The sequence below is a fragment of the Synechococcus sp. Tobar12-5m-g genome, from assembly GCF_024345415.1.
GTDB lineage: Bacteria > Cyanobacteriota > Cyanobacteriia > PCC-6307 > Cyanobiaceae > Regnicoccus.
In genome coordinates, this window is record NZ_JAGQBB010000016.1 from 20,978 (window position 1) to 36,484 (window position 15,507).

Genomic DNA, 15,507 nt, shown 5'->3' on the forward strand with positions numbered 1-15,507 from the left:
GATCACAACGGGAACGGGAAAAACACAGGGAACAAGGCGACCAGATCAAGCCTCGACGGGCTCGACGCCACCGAAGCGCCGCTGGCGGTTCTGATAATCCAGCAGGGCCCGCACCAGGGCCGCTTCGTCGAAATCCGGCCAGAGCACATCGGTGATGTGGATCTCTGCATAGGCCAGTTGCCACAGCAGAAAGTTGCTGATCCGGTATTCACCGCTGGTGCGGATCAACAGATCGGGATCCACCTCCCCCGCGGTCTGGAGCTGGGCGGCGAAGGCCGCTTCGTCGATCGCCTCCGGATCCAGGGTTCCTGTGGCCACCTGGGCGGCCAGCTGCCGCGCCGCCTGCACCAGCTCCCGCCGACCGCCGTAGTTGGTGCAGACGTTGAAGTGGATGCCGGTGTTGGCGGCGGTGCGGGCCGTTGCGGCTTCGATCAGCCGCTGCAGCCCGGCCGGCAGCTGCTCCAGATCGCCAAGAAAACGGATGCGCACCTGCTCGCGCTCCAGGGCCTCCAGCTCCCGCGCCAGCACCCGCTCGAACAGGGTCATCAGGAAGCTCACCTCCTCCCCGGGCCGGTTCCAGTTTTCGGTGGAGAAGGCATAGGTGGTGAGGGCGCCGATGCCCCAGTCGCTGCAGAGGCGCAGGGTGCGCTTCAACGCCTCCACCCCTTCCCGATGCCCCATCACCCGAGGCAGATTCCGCTGTTTGGCCCAGCGGCCGTTGCCGTCCATGATCACCGCCACGTGGGCGGGCAGGCGGGCGGGGTCCAGCAGCTCCGGCAGGGGGGCCAACGGTTGCCGAGACGCCTGGATCAGGTCGGTGGTCGCCAGGGAGCGACTCATGCGCGGGATTCGGGCGTGTCCTGGGTCACGTTACGCCCCGTGGGAAGCGACACCACAGAACCGTGGCCTGGCTTGGCGGGTGGTTTCGGCGTGGGCAGGGCGAGGGCCGCGCTGAGCAGCTCGCGCAGGCGGCTGCTGGTGATCGGCCTCTCCAGCCTCCCCTGACGGGCCAGCGAAAGGGTTCCGGTCTCCTCGGAGACCACGATGCAAAGGCAGCGGTCGAATCGCTCGGTGATCCCCATGGCGGCCAGGTGACGGGTGCCGTAGCGGGCGATGCCCTGGCGCGACAGGGGCAGGATCACGCCGGCCGAAAGGATCCGGTTGCCCTTCACCAACAGCGCCCCGTCGTGCAGGGGGGTGTCGGCCGCAAACAGATTGAGCAGCAGGTCCACGGAGAGCAGGGCGTCGAGCTCGATGCCGGGGTTGAGGAAGTCCTCCGGGCGAAGATCACTGCCAATGTCCAGCAGGATCAGCGCCCCTCGACGGCTTTTGGAGAGGAGCCCGGCAGCTTCGGTCAGCAACGCCACGGAACCGGAGAGCCCCTGATCCTCCTTCTGGCTACCCAGCAGGACATCGAGGCGGCCCGTGCCGAGCAGCTCCATCAGCCGGCGCAGTTCCCCCTGCCAGAGAATCGCCAAGGCGAGGCTGCAACCCAGAACCACGGCTTCGAGCAGACGGGTGGTGAGCGGCAAGTTGGCGAATCGCTGCACCACCCAAACCAGGGCGACCAGGAACAGCCACCCCCGCAACAGCCAAAGGGTGCGGGGCTCCCGGACCCGGGCCAGCAGCAACACGCCAAGAGCCGAAGCGAACAGCAGGTCCAGAACCAGGCGGATGTCCAGGAACCCAGGCCAGATCACAACAGCGCTTCAAGAGGTGGCTGGGTTCAGGGTACCGGCGTGAACCGTCCCGGTAAAAGGTCGTAGCGCAGCAGTTCCTCCGGCCGCTCCCGGCGCTGCACCAGTTCGGCCTCGCCGCCCTGGACCAGAACCGTTGCCGGCCGCGGGATGCGGTTGTAGTTGGATGCCATCGAGGCGTTGTAGGCGCCGGTGGCGAAGACGGCGATCACATCACCGCTGTGGCTGGCCGGCAAAGGCAGGTCATGGAGCAGCACATCGCCGGATTCGCAGTGCTTGCCGGCGATGGTCACCGTTTCGGTGGGAGCCGCGGTGGGCTGGTCCGCCAGCACCGCCGTGTACTGGGACTGATAGGTGATCGGCCGGGGGTTGTCGCTCATGCCGCCATCGACGGAGAGATAGGTGTGCAGGCCAGGGATCTGCTTGCGGCTGCCGATCGCGTAGAGGGTGAGGCCGGCGGTGGCCACCAGGGAGCGCCCCGGTTCACAAAGAAGCCTGGGCAGCGCCAGGCCCCGCTGCCGGCAGGAGGCCACCACCGCCTCAGCCACCCCCTGGACCCAGTCCTGAATGGAGGGGGGATCATCACTGACCACGTAACGGATGCCGAGGCCACCGCCCACATTGAGGTCGGTGCAGGGGTGGCCGAGCGAGCGGGCCAAGCCCAGGGCATCGGCCATCACGCCAGCGAGGTCGCGGTGGGGCTGGAGCTCGAAGACCTGGGAGCCGATGTGGGCGTGGAGGCCATCGAGCCTGGCCCAGGGGCAGCTGGCCAGCCTCCGCAGCGCCGGCTCCAGTTGGTCGGGACCGAAGCCGAACTTGCTGTCGAGGTGGCCGGTGCGGATGTACTCATGGGTGTGGCACTCGATGCCCGGGGTAAAGCGCAGCATCAGCCGCACCGGTGCTCCGCTGGCCGGAGCCACCTCAGCCAGCAGCTCCAGGTCGTGTTCGTTGTCCACCACCACGGTCACGCCCCGCTCCACCGCCAGGGCGAGCTCGTCGCGCGATTTGTTGTTGCCATGCAGGACGATTCGACCGGCGGGCATGCCGCCCTGCAGCGCTGTGAGCAGTTCGCCGGTGGACACAGCATCGAGACCCAGGCCCTCGGAGGCGACCAGGGCGCTCAGCATCAGACTGCTGTTGGCCTTGGAGGCGTAAAGCGCCAGGGCCGGGCCGGGGTAGTGGGCGGAGAGGGCCTCCCGGTAGGCCCGGCAGCTGGCCCGCAGGGTGTCCTCGTCGAGGACATACAACGGTGTGCCGTAGCTGCGGGCCAACTCGCTCAGCCCGCACCCTCCCACCTCCAGGCGCCCCAGGGGGTCGAGCCGGGTGGACAGGGGTGTCAGATTGCGGTTGGGGCTGTGCGGATCCTGGTTCGCCTCCAGCAAAGGGGCGAGGGCCGGATCGGCGCGGATCCCATCGGGGGCGCTGGCCACACGGAAGGTCGTCATTGTGTTGAACCGAAGCCCTGGGGAGCCAATCGTAAAGATGGGGGTGCATTCCGCTGCTGGGGCTGCGGATCGGGGCTGCATGGAGGCACTCGGGCCGCGGCGGCTGTCGATCGACGATCTGGCCTCCTGCTGTGACCTCGATCGGCTGGCCCTCGGTGGTCTCTGGACCCCGCTTCAGTGGAGGCGTGAGCTGGAGGACCCGGACCGCCTCTGCCTGGGCCTCAGTCAGGGCCCCCGTCAGGGCCCCCGTCAGGGCGAGGTCCTGGAGGCCCTGGCCACCGGCTCAGTGATCCACGACGAACTCCATGTGTCTGTCGTGGCGGTGCATCCCGAGCGGCAGCGCCTGGGCCTGGGCCGGCGGGTGCTGGAGGCCCTGGTTTGGCAAGCCCACCTCCTGGGCTGCAGGCGGGCCACCCTGGAAGTGGCCGAGGCCAACAGGGCAGCCCTCAGCCTCTACGCCTCCCTGGGCTTCCGCACCGCTGGGCGGCGTCGCAGTTACTACCGCAATGGCGACGATGCTCTGATCCAATGGGCACCGTTGGGCCCCGGGCTGGACGCCGGCTGATCGGATCCAGCAACCCGCCGAGGCCGGTGGATTCGGAAGGTTCGGATTGCCGCCCTATCTTGATACGGAAGGCCGCAAAGATCAGGCTCGACATGTATCAATAGGCACCCGCCAACCCCCTGTATTCGCAATGGATTTCCCCGTTGTGCCCGGGGATTCTCCATCACCCTCCCAGCCCTGATAAGTTGGGAGCACTTGCACAGGCACCGCCCATGTTCGAGCGGTTCACCGAGAAGGCCATCAAGGTCATCATGCTGGCCCAGGAAGAGGCCCGCCGGCTCGGCCACAATTTTGTTGGCACCGAGCAGATTCTGCTGGGCCTGATCGGCGAGGGCACCGGAGTCGCCGCCAAGGTGCTCAAGTCGATGGGGGTCAACCTCAAGGATGCCCGCGTCGAGGTGGAGAAGATCATCGGGCGCGGCTCCGGCTTCGTGGCGGTGGAAATTCCCTTCACTCCCCGCGCCAAGCGGGTGCTGGAGCTGTCCCTGGAGGAGGCCCGGCAACTCGGACACAACTACATCGGCACCGAGCATCTGCTGCTGGGCCTGATCCGTGAAGGCGAAGGTGTCGCCGCCCGGGTGCTCGAAAACCTCGGCGTCGACCTGGCCAAGGTGCGCACCCAGGTGATCCGCATGCTGGGCGAAACGGCCGAAGTGGCCGCCGGCAGCGGCAGCAAGGGTTCCACCAAGACCCCCACCCTCGACGAGTTCGGCAGCAACCTCACCCAGCTCGCCGCCGAGGGAAAACTCGACCCGGTGGTGGGCCGCCAGAACGAGATCGAACGGGTGGTGCAGATCCTGGGTCGCCGCACCAAGAACAACCCGGTGCTGATCGGCGAGCCCGGCGTCGGCAAAACCGCGATCGCCGAGGGCCTGGCCCAGCGCATCACCCAGGGGGAAATCCCCGACATTCTCGAGGACAAACGGGTCCTCACCCTCGACATCGGCCTGCTGGTGGCCGGCACCAAGTACCGAGGCGAATTCGAGGAACGCCTCAAGAAGATCATGGAGGAGATCCGCAGCGCCGGCAACGTGATCCTGGTGATCGACGAGGTGCACACCTTGATCGGAGCCGGAGCCGCCGAGGGTGCGATCGATGCCGCCAACATCCTCAAGCCTGCCCTGGCCCGCGGCGAGCTGCAATGCATCGGCGCCACCACCCTGGATGAGTACCGCAAGCACATCGAGCGGGATGCCGCCCTGGAGCGCCGCTTCCAGCCGGTGATGGTGGGCGAGCCCACTGTTCTCGACACGATCGAGATCCTGCGGGGACTGCGGGAACGCTATGAGCAGCACCACCGCCTGCGCATCAGCGACGAAGCCCTGGTGGCCGCCGCCACCCTCGGCGATCGCTACATCAGTGATCGCTTCCTGCCCGACAAGGCCATCGACCTGGTCGACGAGGCGGGCAGCCGGGTGCGGCTGATGAATTCCAAGCTGCCACCTGCCGCCAAGGAACTCGACAAGCAGCTCCGAGGTGTTCAGAAACAGAAGGAAGACTCCGTACGCCAGCAGGATTTCGGCAAGGCCGGTGAATTGCGCGACAAGGAGGTGGAGCTGCGGGAGCAGATTCGCCTGATTCTCCAGAACCGCCGCGAGGAGGAACCCTCCAACAACACGGCTGAGAGCACCGTGCCGGACAGTGCCGGAGCGCTTGAACTGCCCCTGGCCGGCGCCGGCAACGAACGCAGCCCCGTGGTCACCGAGGAAGACATCGCCCAGATCGTCGCCTCCTGGACCGGGGTGCCAGTGCAGAAGCTCACCGAGAGCGAATCGGTGAAGCTGCTGAACATGGAGGAAACCCTCCACCAACGCCTGATCGGCCAGGACGAGGCGGTCAAGGCCGTGTCCAAGGCGATTCGCCGGGCCAGGGTCGGCCTGCAGAATCCCAATCGACCGATTGCCAGTTTCATCTTCTCCGGCCCCACCGGCGTCGGCAAGACGGAACTCACTAAATCCCTCGCCGCCTATTTCTTCGGCAGCGAAGACGCCATGATCCGGCTCGACATGTCGGAGTTCATGGAGCGGCACACCGTCAGCAAACTGATCGGATCGCCTCCCGGCTATGTGGGCTTCAACGAAGGCGGCCAGCTCACCGAAGCCGTGCGTCGGCGCCCCTACACCGTGGTGCTGTTCGATGAAATCGAGAAGGCCCACCCGGACGTGTTCAACCTGCTGCTCCAGCTCCTCGAAGACGGTCGCCTGACCGACTCCAAGGGCCGCACGGTCGACTTCAAGAACACCCTGATCATCATGACCTCGAACATCGGTTCGAAGGTGATCGAGAAAGGGGGTGGAGGCCTTGGTTTTGAGTTCTCCGGTGCCGCCGCCGAAGAAACCCAGTACAACCGCATCCGTTCGTTGGTCAACGAGGAGTTGAAGCAGTACTTCCGCCCCGAGTTCCTCAACCGTCTCGATGAGATCATCGTCTTCCGGCAACTCAGCCGGGATGAGGTCAAGCAGATTGCCGAAATCATGCTGCGGGAGGTGTTCAGTCGCATCCGCGAGAAGGGCATCGAACTTTCGGTCACCGAAGCCTTCAAGGAACGGCTTGTCGAGGAGGGCTACAACCCCAGCTACGGGGCCCGCCCCCTGCGCCGTGCCGTGATGCGCCTGCTCGAAGACAGCTTGGCCGAAGAGTTCCTCTCCGGCCGAATCAAGGACGGCGATTCGGCCGTCGTCGATATCGACGAGGACAAGAAGGTGGTGATTCGCTCCAGCATCGAATCCATCACCCCCGAACCTGCCCTTGCCGGCGCCAGCGCCTGATCCCCCTCCCGCCCTTCCTTAACCCTCTTTCTTGGCGGCCACGTTTTTAGGCGGCCAGTTTTAGACGGCCACTCTTAGACGGCATGGAAAGGGCGGCTGTCACACGTTCAGGACATCTGCAACACGCTTCCATGGGTCGGGTTCCTTAGACTGACTTCATGGAACATAGCGATCAGAGCAAAACGGCGTCGAGTGATGGAGAAGGAGTCTTGATCGATCCGCCCACTCTTTCAATCCCCCCCATCGACGAGCCTTGGGCCTCCGGTCAACGAAAGCGTTATCTCGCTTCGCTGCCACGGCCCCAACGTTGAACCCATGCCCGTCGGTGGAGGTTTCACCCATGACGATCAATCGCCCGGAGGTGTTGTTGGGCAGCCTGGCTAACGGGCTCACCCTGGCGGCAGGTCCGCTCTCAGCCGCCACTCTGCCCATACCAGAGACGGATCTGACCGCAGGTTTCGTAACGATTCCGGTTGGGTAACGCCCGATTCCTGCCTATCGCCCCAGGCCCAGTTCGGGCCAGCGGTGGCCGGTGGTGTTGGTGGTGCAGGAGATCTTCGGGGTGCACACCCACATTCAGGATGTCTGCCGCCGGCTGGCCGTCCATCGGTTGCTGTTGCTGAAGCTGTGCGCCATAGGGTGAGCGGCTGATCCAAACCCTTGCGACCGGCTACCGGAATGGCTGCTCCTGAACGTCCGTCCCGCCCCATCTTTGGCGCCGTTCCTTCCCGAGGAGGATGGCGGCGCCAACTGATCGCCCTGCTGTTGGGGCTGGGGATTCTGGCGGCGATCGGAGCACCCTTCGTTGCGAACGAATCTGCAAGCGCTCAGGCCAAATTCGGCTGCAGCGCCAAGCCGGAATGGATCACGATCGGCGGTCGCCGCGTCGCCGAGGTGCGCGGCGGGCCCGGGGTCCAGAGCGCCGGAACGGTGGCGGAGCGGGCGACGGACAAGCTGGCCAAGCTCGCCAACGATTACAGCTTTCATCCGCAGGCCTTCGTTCTGCGCGAAGACCCGCCCTACACGATCATCGGCGTCGAGCATCAAGGGGTGTTCAGCCAGGGAATGGCGATCGATGATCGAACCGCCGCCTGTTTCGGCAAGAGCCGCCAGGCTCTGGCGGCCGATTACCGCGACAGCTTTCAGCGCGGCATCCTTCGCTTTCGGGACGAGAACTCCCTGGCCTCCTGGCTCCGGGGCACGGCCCTGGCCCTGCTCGTTCTCGGCATCTACATCCTCTGGTTGCGGTTTCAGCTGGGCCTGAACCGATCGATCAAGGGCTGGCTGATCAGCAGGACCAACGAGCGACGGCTCGGGCTGAGGCTTGGCGGAAGCAAGGTGCTCGATTCCACCCAGGTGGCGGCGGTGCTCCAGGTGGCGCGGCAGGTCCTGCAATGGGCCCTGCTCCTGCTGGTCAGCTACTTGCTGATCCCCCTGCTGCTGGGCTTCTTCCCGCCCACCCAGGCGATCGCCGCGGGTTTGCGGGGCCAGGTTCTGGGCCTGGTCGGGCGCCTGATCGGTGGCTTGATCGGCGCCATTCCCAACCTGTTGTCGATCGCGGTGATCCTGATGATCACCCTGCTGACGATCCGGGCCAGCCACGCCTGGTTCAAGGCCCTCGACCGGGGAAGCTTGCGGTTCCCGGGGTTCTACGCGGAGTGGGCCCTGCCCACCTCGAGGCTGGTTTCGATCTTCATCACCCTGATCGGCCTGGCGGTGGCCTTTCCCTACCTGCCTGGATCGGACAGCAAGGCGTTCCAGGGGGCGGGCCTGCTGCTGGGGCTTCTGGCCGCCCTGGGCTCCAGCGCCGTGGCCACCAACATCATCAGTGGCTTGATGCTGATCTACACCCGCGCCTACAAGGAAGGTGACCGGGTGGAGATCAACGGGATTGTGGGCGTGGTCCAGGACCGGGCCCTGCTCGTCACCCGGTTGCAAACCCCCCGCAACGAGTTGGTCAGCATCCCCAACGCCACGGTGATCGGCGCCTCCGTCGTGAACTACAGCTTCTCCAGGCGGGAGATCCAGCAGCCGGTGGCCCTGGCCACAACGATCACGATCGGCTACGAGGTTCCCTGGCGCCAGGTCCATGGCCTGATGCTTAAGGCAGCGAGCAGCATCGAGGGGGCATCCAATGAGCTCAGGCCCTATGTGCTGCAGACCTCCCTCAACGACTTTCACATCAGCTACGAGCTGACCGTGTTCATTCGTGACGCGGACAGCTACCGCCAGTGCCTCTCCGCCCTCCTGGCTGCCCTGCAGGACCAGTTCGCCGCCGCCGATGTGGAGATCCTCTCACCCGGCTATCACGCCATTCGCAATGGCAATCGCAGCACCGTGCCCAAGCCCGACCAGGAGGCAGGGTCTGCTGGAACGGGCTGAAGATCGACGACGGCGTCATGGCTGCCGTGGGGGCAGCCTCTGGGCGAGGATGGCCTACTCCGGCTGAAAGCATGGCGCGTTTGATGGTGGTCTTGAAGCCCAAGGGGACCACGTCCGGGGAGGAGCTGATTCCACGCCTGCTGCCGACCCTCGCCCTGCTCGACACCGAGATCGACCATCAGGGCAAACTTCACCTCAGCGGGCTGCTGCGGGTCCCCCCCCAGGGATTGGCCGTGCAGCTGTTTGCCGATGTGCAGCCCCAGGCCGATGGCCCGGAACTCGATGTGGTGCTGATGAGCGCGGAAGCGATGACCCGAGGAGCCCCCCAGACCCACCAGGCCCTTCTCAGCCTGATCGCGCTCCTGCCCGAGCACGCCGCTGATCTGGAACTCACCTTCCGCTCCGACCGAGACGGCCCGCTGCCGCGCAGGGAGCGGACGCCGCTGCAGGCCAGGAGTTGAGAGCAGGACCTTGGCACAGGGTCAGGAGCTGGTGATTGCCAGCGGCAATCCGCACAAGATCGAGGAGCTCACCACGATGCTCGACGCCGTGGAGCTCACGGTGCTGGCCCAGCCCGATGGGTTGGAGATTGAGGAAAGCGGCGCCAGCTTCGCCGAGAATGCCCGGTTGAAGGCCGAAACCGTGGCGAAGCTCACCGGTCGCTGGACCCTGGCCGACGACTCGGGGCTGGCCGTGGATGCCCTGGGAGGCGCCCCGGGGGTGTTCTCGGCCCGCTATGCCGCCACCGATGCCGAGCGGATCGCCAGGCTGCTGGCTGAACTGGGCGACCACCCCTACCGCAGCGCCGCCTTCCATTCCGCCCTGGCCCTGGCCGATCCCGGCGGCCACACCGTGCTGGAAGCGGAGGGGATCTGCCGTGGCGAGATCCTGAGAGAACCAGTGAAAGGCATCAGAAGCTATGGCTACAACACGCTCCTTCATGTGCGGGAGGCGGGTTGTACCGTCGCCGAGATGACCGACCACCAATGGGGGAAGTTCGGCAGCCGTGCCAAGGCCGCCCGGCAGCTCGCCCCGGGTCTGCGGGCCCTGCTGGGGGTGGGGTAGGGGCGCATTCCCCTGGATCGCAGCCTGCGGCCAACCCCTAACGACGGTTGATGATCTCGATCGCCCGCATCGCCGCCCCCGCCGCCTCGTCGATGTCCCCCTCGCGGCCGGCAAGGGTGAGGCGCCCGTAGGCCCCCACCGCCTTCACGTCCACCACGGTGATGTTCGACGATTTCTCCGCCTCGTTGGCGGCGATCAGCACGTAGCCGGCGGGTTCGGTTTCGAGGATGAACATGCTCATGCCGGCCTGGATCATCGAGCCGCGCCGGTTCTGGCGGTTGATCAGCACGGCATGGTCGGGGGTGATGGCGCGAATGATCTCCGACCAGGTGACCTCGCAGTGGCCGCGCCGCTCCACCGTGGTGCCCATCGCATCCATCACGGCCTGGCCGGAGAGCAGCACGCTGCTCTGGTCGCGGTGATAGAGCGCCAGCGATCCGAAGGCGCGCTCCACCACCTTCTGGCCGAGCCGCACCGTGCTGGCCTTGAGGGCGATATCGGTGAGGCGGTGCACCGCCATGCCCGGAGCCACCTCCAGCCAGAGGCAGGCATCGCCGGGGATCGGCAGGAAGCCCTGGGACACCGTGCCCATGTAGGCCGCCAGCTGGGGCTGGAGCGAATCGAGGAACACGTAGGCCCGCAGCTCGATGTCCGCTCCCAGCTGGATGGAGGAACTGTGGCTGCCGGTCAGGGGTGTGGGCCTGGATCGAGGATTGGCGTTCTGCGGACGGGGATCAACCGGAAATCGAGGATCAAACCGTGGCGAACGGGGCATCGTGCCAGACCTGCGGGACCGGGGAGCGTCTTGGCCTGCAAGCGCAGGACTGTTCCCCAGGGACTGGGATTTCGAGGAATTGAGCGGATCCTACCGTTCGACACTGACCGGCCATCAGCGTCGACGGGGTGCCCCTTGCGGCAGCGGGCTGAGCCGATACCTTTCGGCTCAGAAGCCCTGCCATTGCCGCCGTGGTCTCGAAACGCAGCAGCCCCGCCACCGCGGCCCAGGCCGTTCCCACCCAGGCGGGCGAACAATCTTTCTCCGACTGGATCGCCGGCGCCATCGACCAGGGCGTCAAACCGGAGCAGGCCCTGGCTGTGGTGGGGCTGGGTCTGATGAGGGGCATGGGGGGCTCCGACTACGGACTGCCGCTGTTCGATCCCGAATCGAGCCCCCAGGACGGGCCGCTTCTGGTTCAGGGGATCAAGGCACGGCTGGAAGCCATTGCCCTGGCGATCGAAACCGGCGCCCCGCTCAGCACCCAGGAGGTCAGTCTTCTGATCGGCGCCCGGCCGGGCAACGCCAAGGTGAGGAGGGCCGGGGTGGTGGCCGAGCGGATCGGCCGCAATGTCTGGCAGCTGCGGCGCTCCCGCGGCGAGGACCGGGAGGCCGCCAGCACGGGGTTCAGCGAAGGGTTCCGCCGGCGCCTCTGATCCCCGGACTGCCGCCCCGCTCTGACCGAGTGTTGCGATTGTGTGCCGCCTGGGGCGGCAGCCGCTCCAGCGGCGCTATCAAGGACCTACCGGCGCGCCCTCCACACCGTCGGCCCAGAGCACAGGCAGACAGCTTCGACCGGCGTCCCTGCGCTCCGGAAAAGCCCCCGTCAGCCGCACGGGGGCTTTTCTGTATCACTGCGACCCTGCCACCATGGCGTCCCCCGCACTGTTTCACCTGTCCTTTCCCGTCTCTGACCTGGAGGCCACGGAACGCTGGTACGTCGATGGGCTCGGCTGCCTGAGGGGGCGGCGCAGCCAAGAGGCGATGGTGCTCGGGCTCGGCGGCCATCAGTTGGTGGCCCATCTGGAGCGGGATCCGGGGCCAATCCAGCGGGGCCTCTATCCCCGCCACTTCGGCCTGGTGTTCACCGAGCCGGCGGATTTCGAGGCGATCGAGCAACGGGCGAAGCAGCAGGAGCTCCGCTTTGGCGTGGCCTGCCGGCTTCGCTATCCGGATTCCCCGCTGGAGCACCGCAGTTTCTTTCTGATCGATCCCTCCGCCAACTGGCTGGAGTTCAAGCACTACCGCCATCCCGAAGCGGTGCTCGGCCTTGGAGAGCTGACCCTGGTAGGGGAGCGCACCGATCCCTCCCTCCTGCCGTGATGCCAGATCTGATCGAGCGGCTCCAGCTCACACCGCACCCAGAGGGGGGGTTCTACCGGGAACGGCATCGCTCGACGCTGATCGTGCGGCGGGCCGATGGCCTGGAGCGCTCGGCCTTCACGTTGATCGACTTCCTGCTGCCCGCCGGAGTGATGAGCCGCTGGCACCGGCTGGGCGGGGCGGAGGAGAGCTGGCACCATGCCGCCGGTGCCCCCCTGGAGCTGTGGAGCCGGCACCCCGATGGTGGCGAGGCCCTGGCGATGCGGCTGGGTCCCCTGGATCCGGCCGTTCCGGAGCAGTATCCCGTCCAGGTGATCCCCCCCAACTGGTGGCAAGCGGCGCGCAGCCTGGGCGCCTGGACCCTGGTGAACTGTTGCGTGGCCCCCGGTTTCGACTTCGCCGACTTCACCTGCGAGGACGACCAGGGCGACGCTCAGAACGACGACGCTCAGAACAGGGTGTTGCTGTAGATCGAGAGCCGGGCGAAACCCACCTGCCCACCGACGGGGTTGGGGCCGGCTGGATAGGCCCGCACCGCAAACAGGGTGATCCCCGACTGGGCTGGGTTGTTGTAGGGCTTGAGCACCACTGTGACCGTCTGGCCAGGACCAGGCGGCGCCTCGAAGCGGATGCTGAACAGGCGGCGCTGCTGGTCGAAGCTGGTTTCGATCGGCAGGCTGGCTCCCTCCCGGCGAGGCTCGCCGAGGAAGGCGCGGGTGCGGCCCTCATCGAAGGGGAAGGTCCAGTCCACCCCGCTGGTCTGCTGAATCTCCACCCGCCCCAGATCCGCCCCGGCCTGCTCGGGCATCTCAATCGTGAAGTAGTACTCCGCACCGTTGTCCATCACGGTGGTGTAATAGTTGCGGAACGTGAGTTTCCAGGGGGGCGTCTGGAAGACGGTCATGCCGCGCAGCTCAAGGGCACGCAGCGGCTGCAGCGATTGCAACGCCGGCACCAGCAGAGCAAGGGCGGTGATCAGGCCCAGGCTCCGGAGGCCGGTGAACCGCCTGGTGCGGTGGGGGTTGGCGGACTGGCTCATCGGCTGGGGCATTACGGTGGATTTGTCTGGGGGCTCGACGATCCCACGGCCCGTTGAAACGGGCGGGGGTCTTGGTCGCGGCGATGGTGATTCGGCAGGGGAATCGGTTCCCCACCAGCCTGGCGCCCCATGGCCTGAACCTCCATAGCCTGACTTCCGGTTGCCTGATCCGCCGCCGTCTGGGTCAAGGCCTGGCGCAGGGCCCTGGCCGCCTGCAGCGACATGTCGCGCGGAACGCTGATGCGATCCCGCAGGTACAGGAGCCCAAGGGCGGAGCCTGGCGGCGGCTGGCAGGGCCAGCCCTCGATCAAACGGGTCAGGGCGCAACGCAGGGCCAGGCCGAAGCGCTCGGGCGGCACGGGATTCACGGCCTGAATCGCATCGCGGTGCCTGAGCACCCGCCGCAGGGCCTCCGCCGCGGCGCCCGCAACGGCGGGCTGGGAGGTTTCCGGATCCAGCGGTTCCTCCAGGGGCCACGGGCCCTGATCGACCCGCTGGCGGCAGGCCAGCTGGCGCGGCGAGCCACTCGCGAAGCAGCCCCCCATCTGGGGAGGAAGATCATGGGCGTGGGTGTGGAAGTCGCCCTGGGTTCCCAGGTAGGTGGATCGCCCCTCCATCGCCGTGAACCAGGCGGCGATGGAGGGATGGCGCTCCTTGAGCCCATAGCCCTTGTAGTAGTAGAGGCTGGCGTTCATTCGCTCGATGTACGGGGTGAAGACCAGATCGGCCGTGCTGAATTCCGCCAGGAAGAAGGGGCCGGGCGTGGCCTGCAGGGCCTGATCCACCATCGCCGCCACCCGGTCGAAGGCCCTCTCGGCGGCAGCTTCCTCCCGCTCCGAACGGCGGGGCACGCACAACCACTGGCACCAGGCCCGGAACAGGGTGCGCTCCAGCTGGCGCAACGGCAGCACCCGCGGATCCTCCATGGCCGCGCCGAGGGGCCCGAAGGCCGATTCGAGGGCCAACAGGATGTCGTCGCTCTCGGTGATCAGGCGGCCATCGAGGTCCAAGGCGGGCAGCATGCCGGAGGGCACCAGACGCTTGAACCAGGGCTCCTTCTCGCCGTAGCAGACCATCGTGACCTTGCGGATCCGGTAGGGGATTCGCTTTTCCTCCAGCCACAGCCACACCTTCTGGCAGTAGGGACACCAGGCATGGTGATCCCGGAACAGGGTGACCCGCAGGTCAGATTCGCCCTGGCCGAAGAGCCGTAGCGTGGCCTGGGCATTGGTGGGACCAGTGACCCGGTCGGGCTCGGGCGAAGCCAGTGCCTCCAGCCCCTGCCAGCTGAGCGGTTCGATGGGAGCTGTGGACACGTTGGCGGGGCCAAAAGAGCGCCTTTGAGGCTAGGGAACCTGCCTGCCGCCGCCGCTGGCGAGCCCGATCTTCAGCGATGCAATGGAAAAGGAAGATATCCTTAAGAAGTACAGCGCCTCTGCAGCTTTTGCCTGGCTCGCCATAAAGTATCAAAATTGATCGATATTGATCATACCGTGAGGAGAAGGCTCTGAACCGTAGAAATCTGAGATTAGATATTCCAATCGCTCCATGGCTCGAAGGAAAAAGCAAAGCATGGAGAAGCGCATCGACAGTCGGCTCGTGATGCGTTGGTTGCCACTGTACGAACTTTGCCTCTATTCAGGCAGCTGCAACCGAGCCGCCGGCTCCTGCGATTTTTCCCAGGCCACCTTGAACCGAGCCCACCGCGCCATTGTGGAGCTGCTTGAGGAGGCCGAGGACAAGAAGCTTCGCGATCTGCTGCCAACCCTTCGCCTCACCGCCCAGAAGCTGAGAACGGCTGAGGGCTTCTGCCGGATCGAGGTTGATCCTTTCCTACCTGTCACCACCAACGGCGGCGATCTGCGGATCGAGCGCTGGCTGCGCCACAAGGCCGATCTCTCCACCAGCCTGCAGCTGCTCGGTGAGCGAATATCCGATGTGTTCGTTGGATCACTCTACGAACTGGAGCTGGAGCGCAGCAGGAAGCTGCTCCATTTTCAGGGCAAGCCGCTGGTGGCTGAAGCCCTGATCCGCACCCCCCTCTGGCGTGTCGGGCCGAAGCCGAGGGGGGCAATCGGCCACCACCGGGAGCCGATCCTGACGCTGCATCAACGGCTTCAGCATCCAAGGTTGATCAGCCGGCTCAAGACTCTCGGCTATCGGATTGAAACCACGGCTCGGGAGCGCCGAGAGATCGATGGGCCCGAAACCGCAGAGGTGATCAGCCATCTGCAGCTGAATCATCAGCCGATCCCGGATCAGTTCAGCCTGCTGGATACCACCCCCATCGACCATGACGTGATCGGCATTGTCTACAGCGCCAGTTATGCGGAAGAGCAGCCCTATTTCAAGGGCTTGATGTCGCAACTGACCCGGCAGTTGCGACAGGGTCTTCAGGCGGAAACAGAGTTGGCCAACAGAACGGTGATGGCAAAAATGGTGTAATGG

The 15,507-nt window shown here is 66.0% G+C and carries 17 protein-coding genes; 11 read left to right on the forward strand and 6 right to left on the reverse strand.

Features of this window, described 5'->3' with window-relative positions; genetic code table 11:
- Nucleotides 1-45: 45 nt before the first annotated feature.
- From KBY66_RS10710 to lysA, 3 genes are read right to left on the reverse strand one after another with little or no spacing between them, the layout of a single operon-like run.
- Complete coding sequence (locus KBY66_RS10710; RefSeq protein WP_255089433.1) at nucleotides 46-840, reverse strand: isoprenyl transferase; 795 nt, start codon at nucleotides 838-840, stop codon at nucleotides 46-48.
- Nucleotides 837-1,700: a diadenylate cyclase CdaA gene (gene cdaA, locus KBY66_RS10715; RefSeq protein ID WP_255089434.1), complete on the reverse strand. Its 864-nt coding sequence runs from the start codon at nucleotides 1,698-1,700 to the stop codon at nucleotides 837-839. The genes KBY66_RS10710 and cdaA overlap by 4 nt, the downstream gene beginning before the upstream one ends.
- A 26-nt stretch (nucleotides 1,701-1,726) precedes the next feature.
- A complete protein-coding gene (gene lysA, locus KBY66_RS10720; RefSeq protein ID WP_255089436.1) occupies nucleotides 1,727-3,142 on the reverse strand; it encodes a diaminopimelate decarboxylase in 1,416 nt (471 codons plus the stop codon).
- A 79-nt stretch (nucleotides 3,143-3,221) separates the two neighbouring features.
- Here lysA and KBY66_RS10725 point away from each other — a divergent pair, with 79 nt between their 5' ends.
- From KBY66_RS10725 to rdgB, 7 genes are all read left to right on the forward strand, one after another.
- The gene (locus KBY66_RS10725; protein ID WP_255089437.1) at nucleotides 3,222-3,707 is read left to right on the forward strand and encodes a GNAT family N-acetyltransferase; all 486 of its coding nucleotides are present in this window, start codon (nucleotides 3,222-3,224) and stop codon (nucleotides 3,705-3,707) included.
- A gap of 212 nt (nucleotides 3,708-3,919) precedes the next feature.
- Entirely contained in the window at nucleotides 3,920-6,475 is a 2,556-nt protein-coding gene (locus KBY66_RS10730; RefSeq protein WP_255089438.1) for an ATP-dependent Clp protease ATP-binding subunit, read from the forward strand.
- A gap of 340 nt (nucleotides 6,476-6,815) precedes the next feature.
- Nucleotides 6,816-6,956 (forward strand): hypothetical protein, encoded by a 141-nt coding sequence (locus tag KBY66_RS10735; protein WP_255089439.1) that lies wholly within the window; start codon nucleotides 6,816-6,818, stop codon nucleotides 6,954-6,956.
- A gap of 6 nt (nucleotides 6,957-6,962) precedes the next feature.
- Nucleotides 6,963-7,118, forward strand: coding sequence for a dienelactone hydrolase family protein (locus KBY66_RS15890; RefSeq protein WP_399225290.1), 156 nt, complete (start codon nucleotides 6,963-6,965; stop codon nucleotides 7,116-7,118).
- Nucleotides 7,119-7,153: 35 nt separating this feature from the next.
- Entirely contained in the window at nucleotides 7,154-8,857 is a 1,704-nt protein-coding gene (locus tag KBY66_RS10740; RefSeq protein ID WP_255089441.1) for a mechanosensitive ion channel family protein, read from the forward strand.
- 83 nt (nucleotides 8,858-8,940) lie between these two features.
- Nucleotides 8,941-9,318: a hypothetical protein gene (locus KBY66_RS10745; RefSeq protein ID WP_255089442.1), complete on the forward strand. Its 378-nt coding sequence runs from the start codon at nucleotides 8,941-8,943 to the stop codon at nucleotides 9,316-9,318.
- Between the two features lie 10 nt (nucleotides 9,319-9,328).
- On the forward strand, nucleotides 9,329-9,922 hold the full coding sequence (gene rdgB, locus KBY66_RS10750) for an RdgB/HAM1 family non-canonical purine NTP pyrophosphatase (RefSeq protein ID WP_255089444.1): 594 nt from the start codon (nucleotides 9,329-9,331) through the stop codon (nucleotides 9,920-9,922).
- 37 nt (nucleotides 9,923-9,959) lie between these two features.
- Here rdgB and KBY66_RS10755 read toward each other — a convergent pair whose 3' ends face one another.
- Nucleotides 9,960-10,697 carry a BMC domain-containing protein gene (locus tag KBY66_RS10755; protein ID WP_255089445.1) on the reverse strand — a complete coding sequence of 246 codons (738 nt, stop codon included), beginning with the start codon at nucleotides 10,695-10,697 and terminating at the stop codon, nucleotides 9,960-9,962.
- A 191-nt stretch (nucleotides 10,698-10,888) separates the two neighbouring features.
- Between KBY66_RS10755 and KBY66_RS10760 the strand changes: the two genes are divergently transcribed.
- From KBY66_RS10760 to KBY66_RS10770, 3 genes are all read left to right on the forward strand, one after another.
- Nucleotides 10,889-11,353, forward strand: a complete 465-nt coding sequence (locus KBY66_RS10760; RefSeq protein WP_255089446.1) for a hypothetical protein — start codon at nucleotides 10,889-10,891, stop codon at nucleotides 11,351-11,353.
- A gap of 214 nt (nucleotides 11,354-11,567) precedes the next feature.
- Nucleotides 11,568-12,020: a VOC family protein gene (locus tag KBY66_RS10765; RefSeq protein WP_255089451.1), complete on the forward strand. Its 453-nt coding sequence runs from the start codon at nucleotides 11,568-11,570 to the stop codon at nucleotides 12,018-12,020.
- Nucleotides 12,020-12,490, forward strand: coding sequence for a cupin domain-containing protein (locus KBY66_RS10770; protein ID WP_255089452.1), 471 nt, complete (start codon nucleotides 12,020-12,022; stop codon nucleotides 12,488-12,490). Before KBY66_RS10765 ends, KBY66_RS10770 begins: the two co-directional genes overlap by 1 nt.
- Here the strand turns inward: KBY66_RS10770 and KBY66_RS10775 are convergent.
- Both KBY66_RS10775 and KBY66_RS10780 read right to left on the reverse strand, forming a co-directional pair.
- Nucleotides 12,469-13,059, reverse strand: a complete 591-nt coding sequence (locus tag KBY66_RS10775; RefSeq protein ID WP_255089453.1) for a DUF2808 domain-containing protein — start codon at nucleotides 13,057-13,059, stop codon at nucleotides 12,469-12,471. The two genes, KBY66_RS10770 and KBY66_RS10775, sit on opposite strands and share 22 nt — an antisense overlap.
- Nucleotides 13,060-13,070: 11 nt before the next feature.
- Entirely contained in the window at nucleotides 13,071-14,375 is a 1,305-nt protein-coding gene (locus KBY66_RS10780) for a glutathione S-transferase family protein (protein ID WP_255089454.1), read from the reverse strand.
- A 256-nt stretch (nucleotides 14,376-14,631) separates the two neighbouring features.
- Here KBY66_RS10780 and KBY66_RS10785 point away from each other — a divergent pair, with 256 nt between their 5' ends.
- Nucleotides 14,632-15,504, forward strand: coding sequence for a hypothetical protein (locus KBY66_RS10785; protein WP_255089455.1), 873 nt, complete (start codon nucleotides 14,632-14,634; stop codon nucleotides 15,502-15,504).
- Nucleotides 15,505-15,507: the final 3 nt, after the last annotated feature.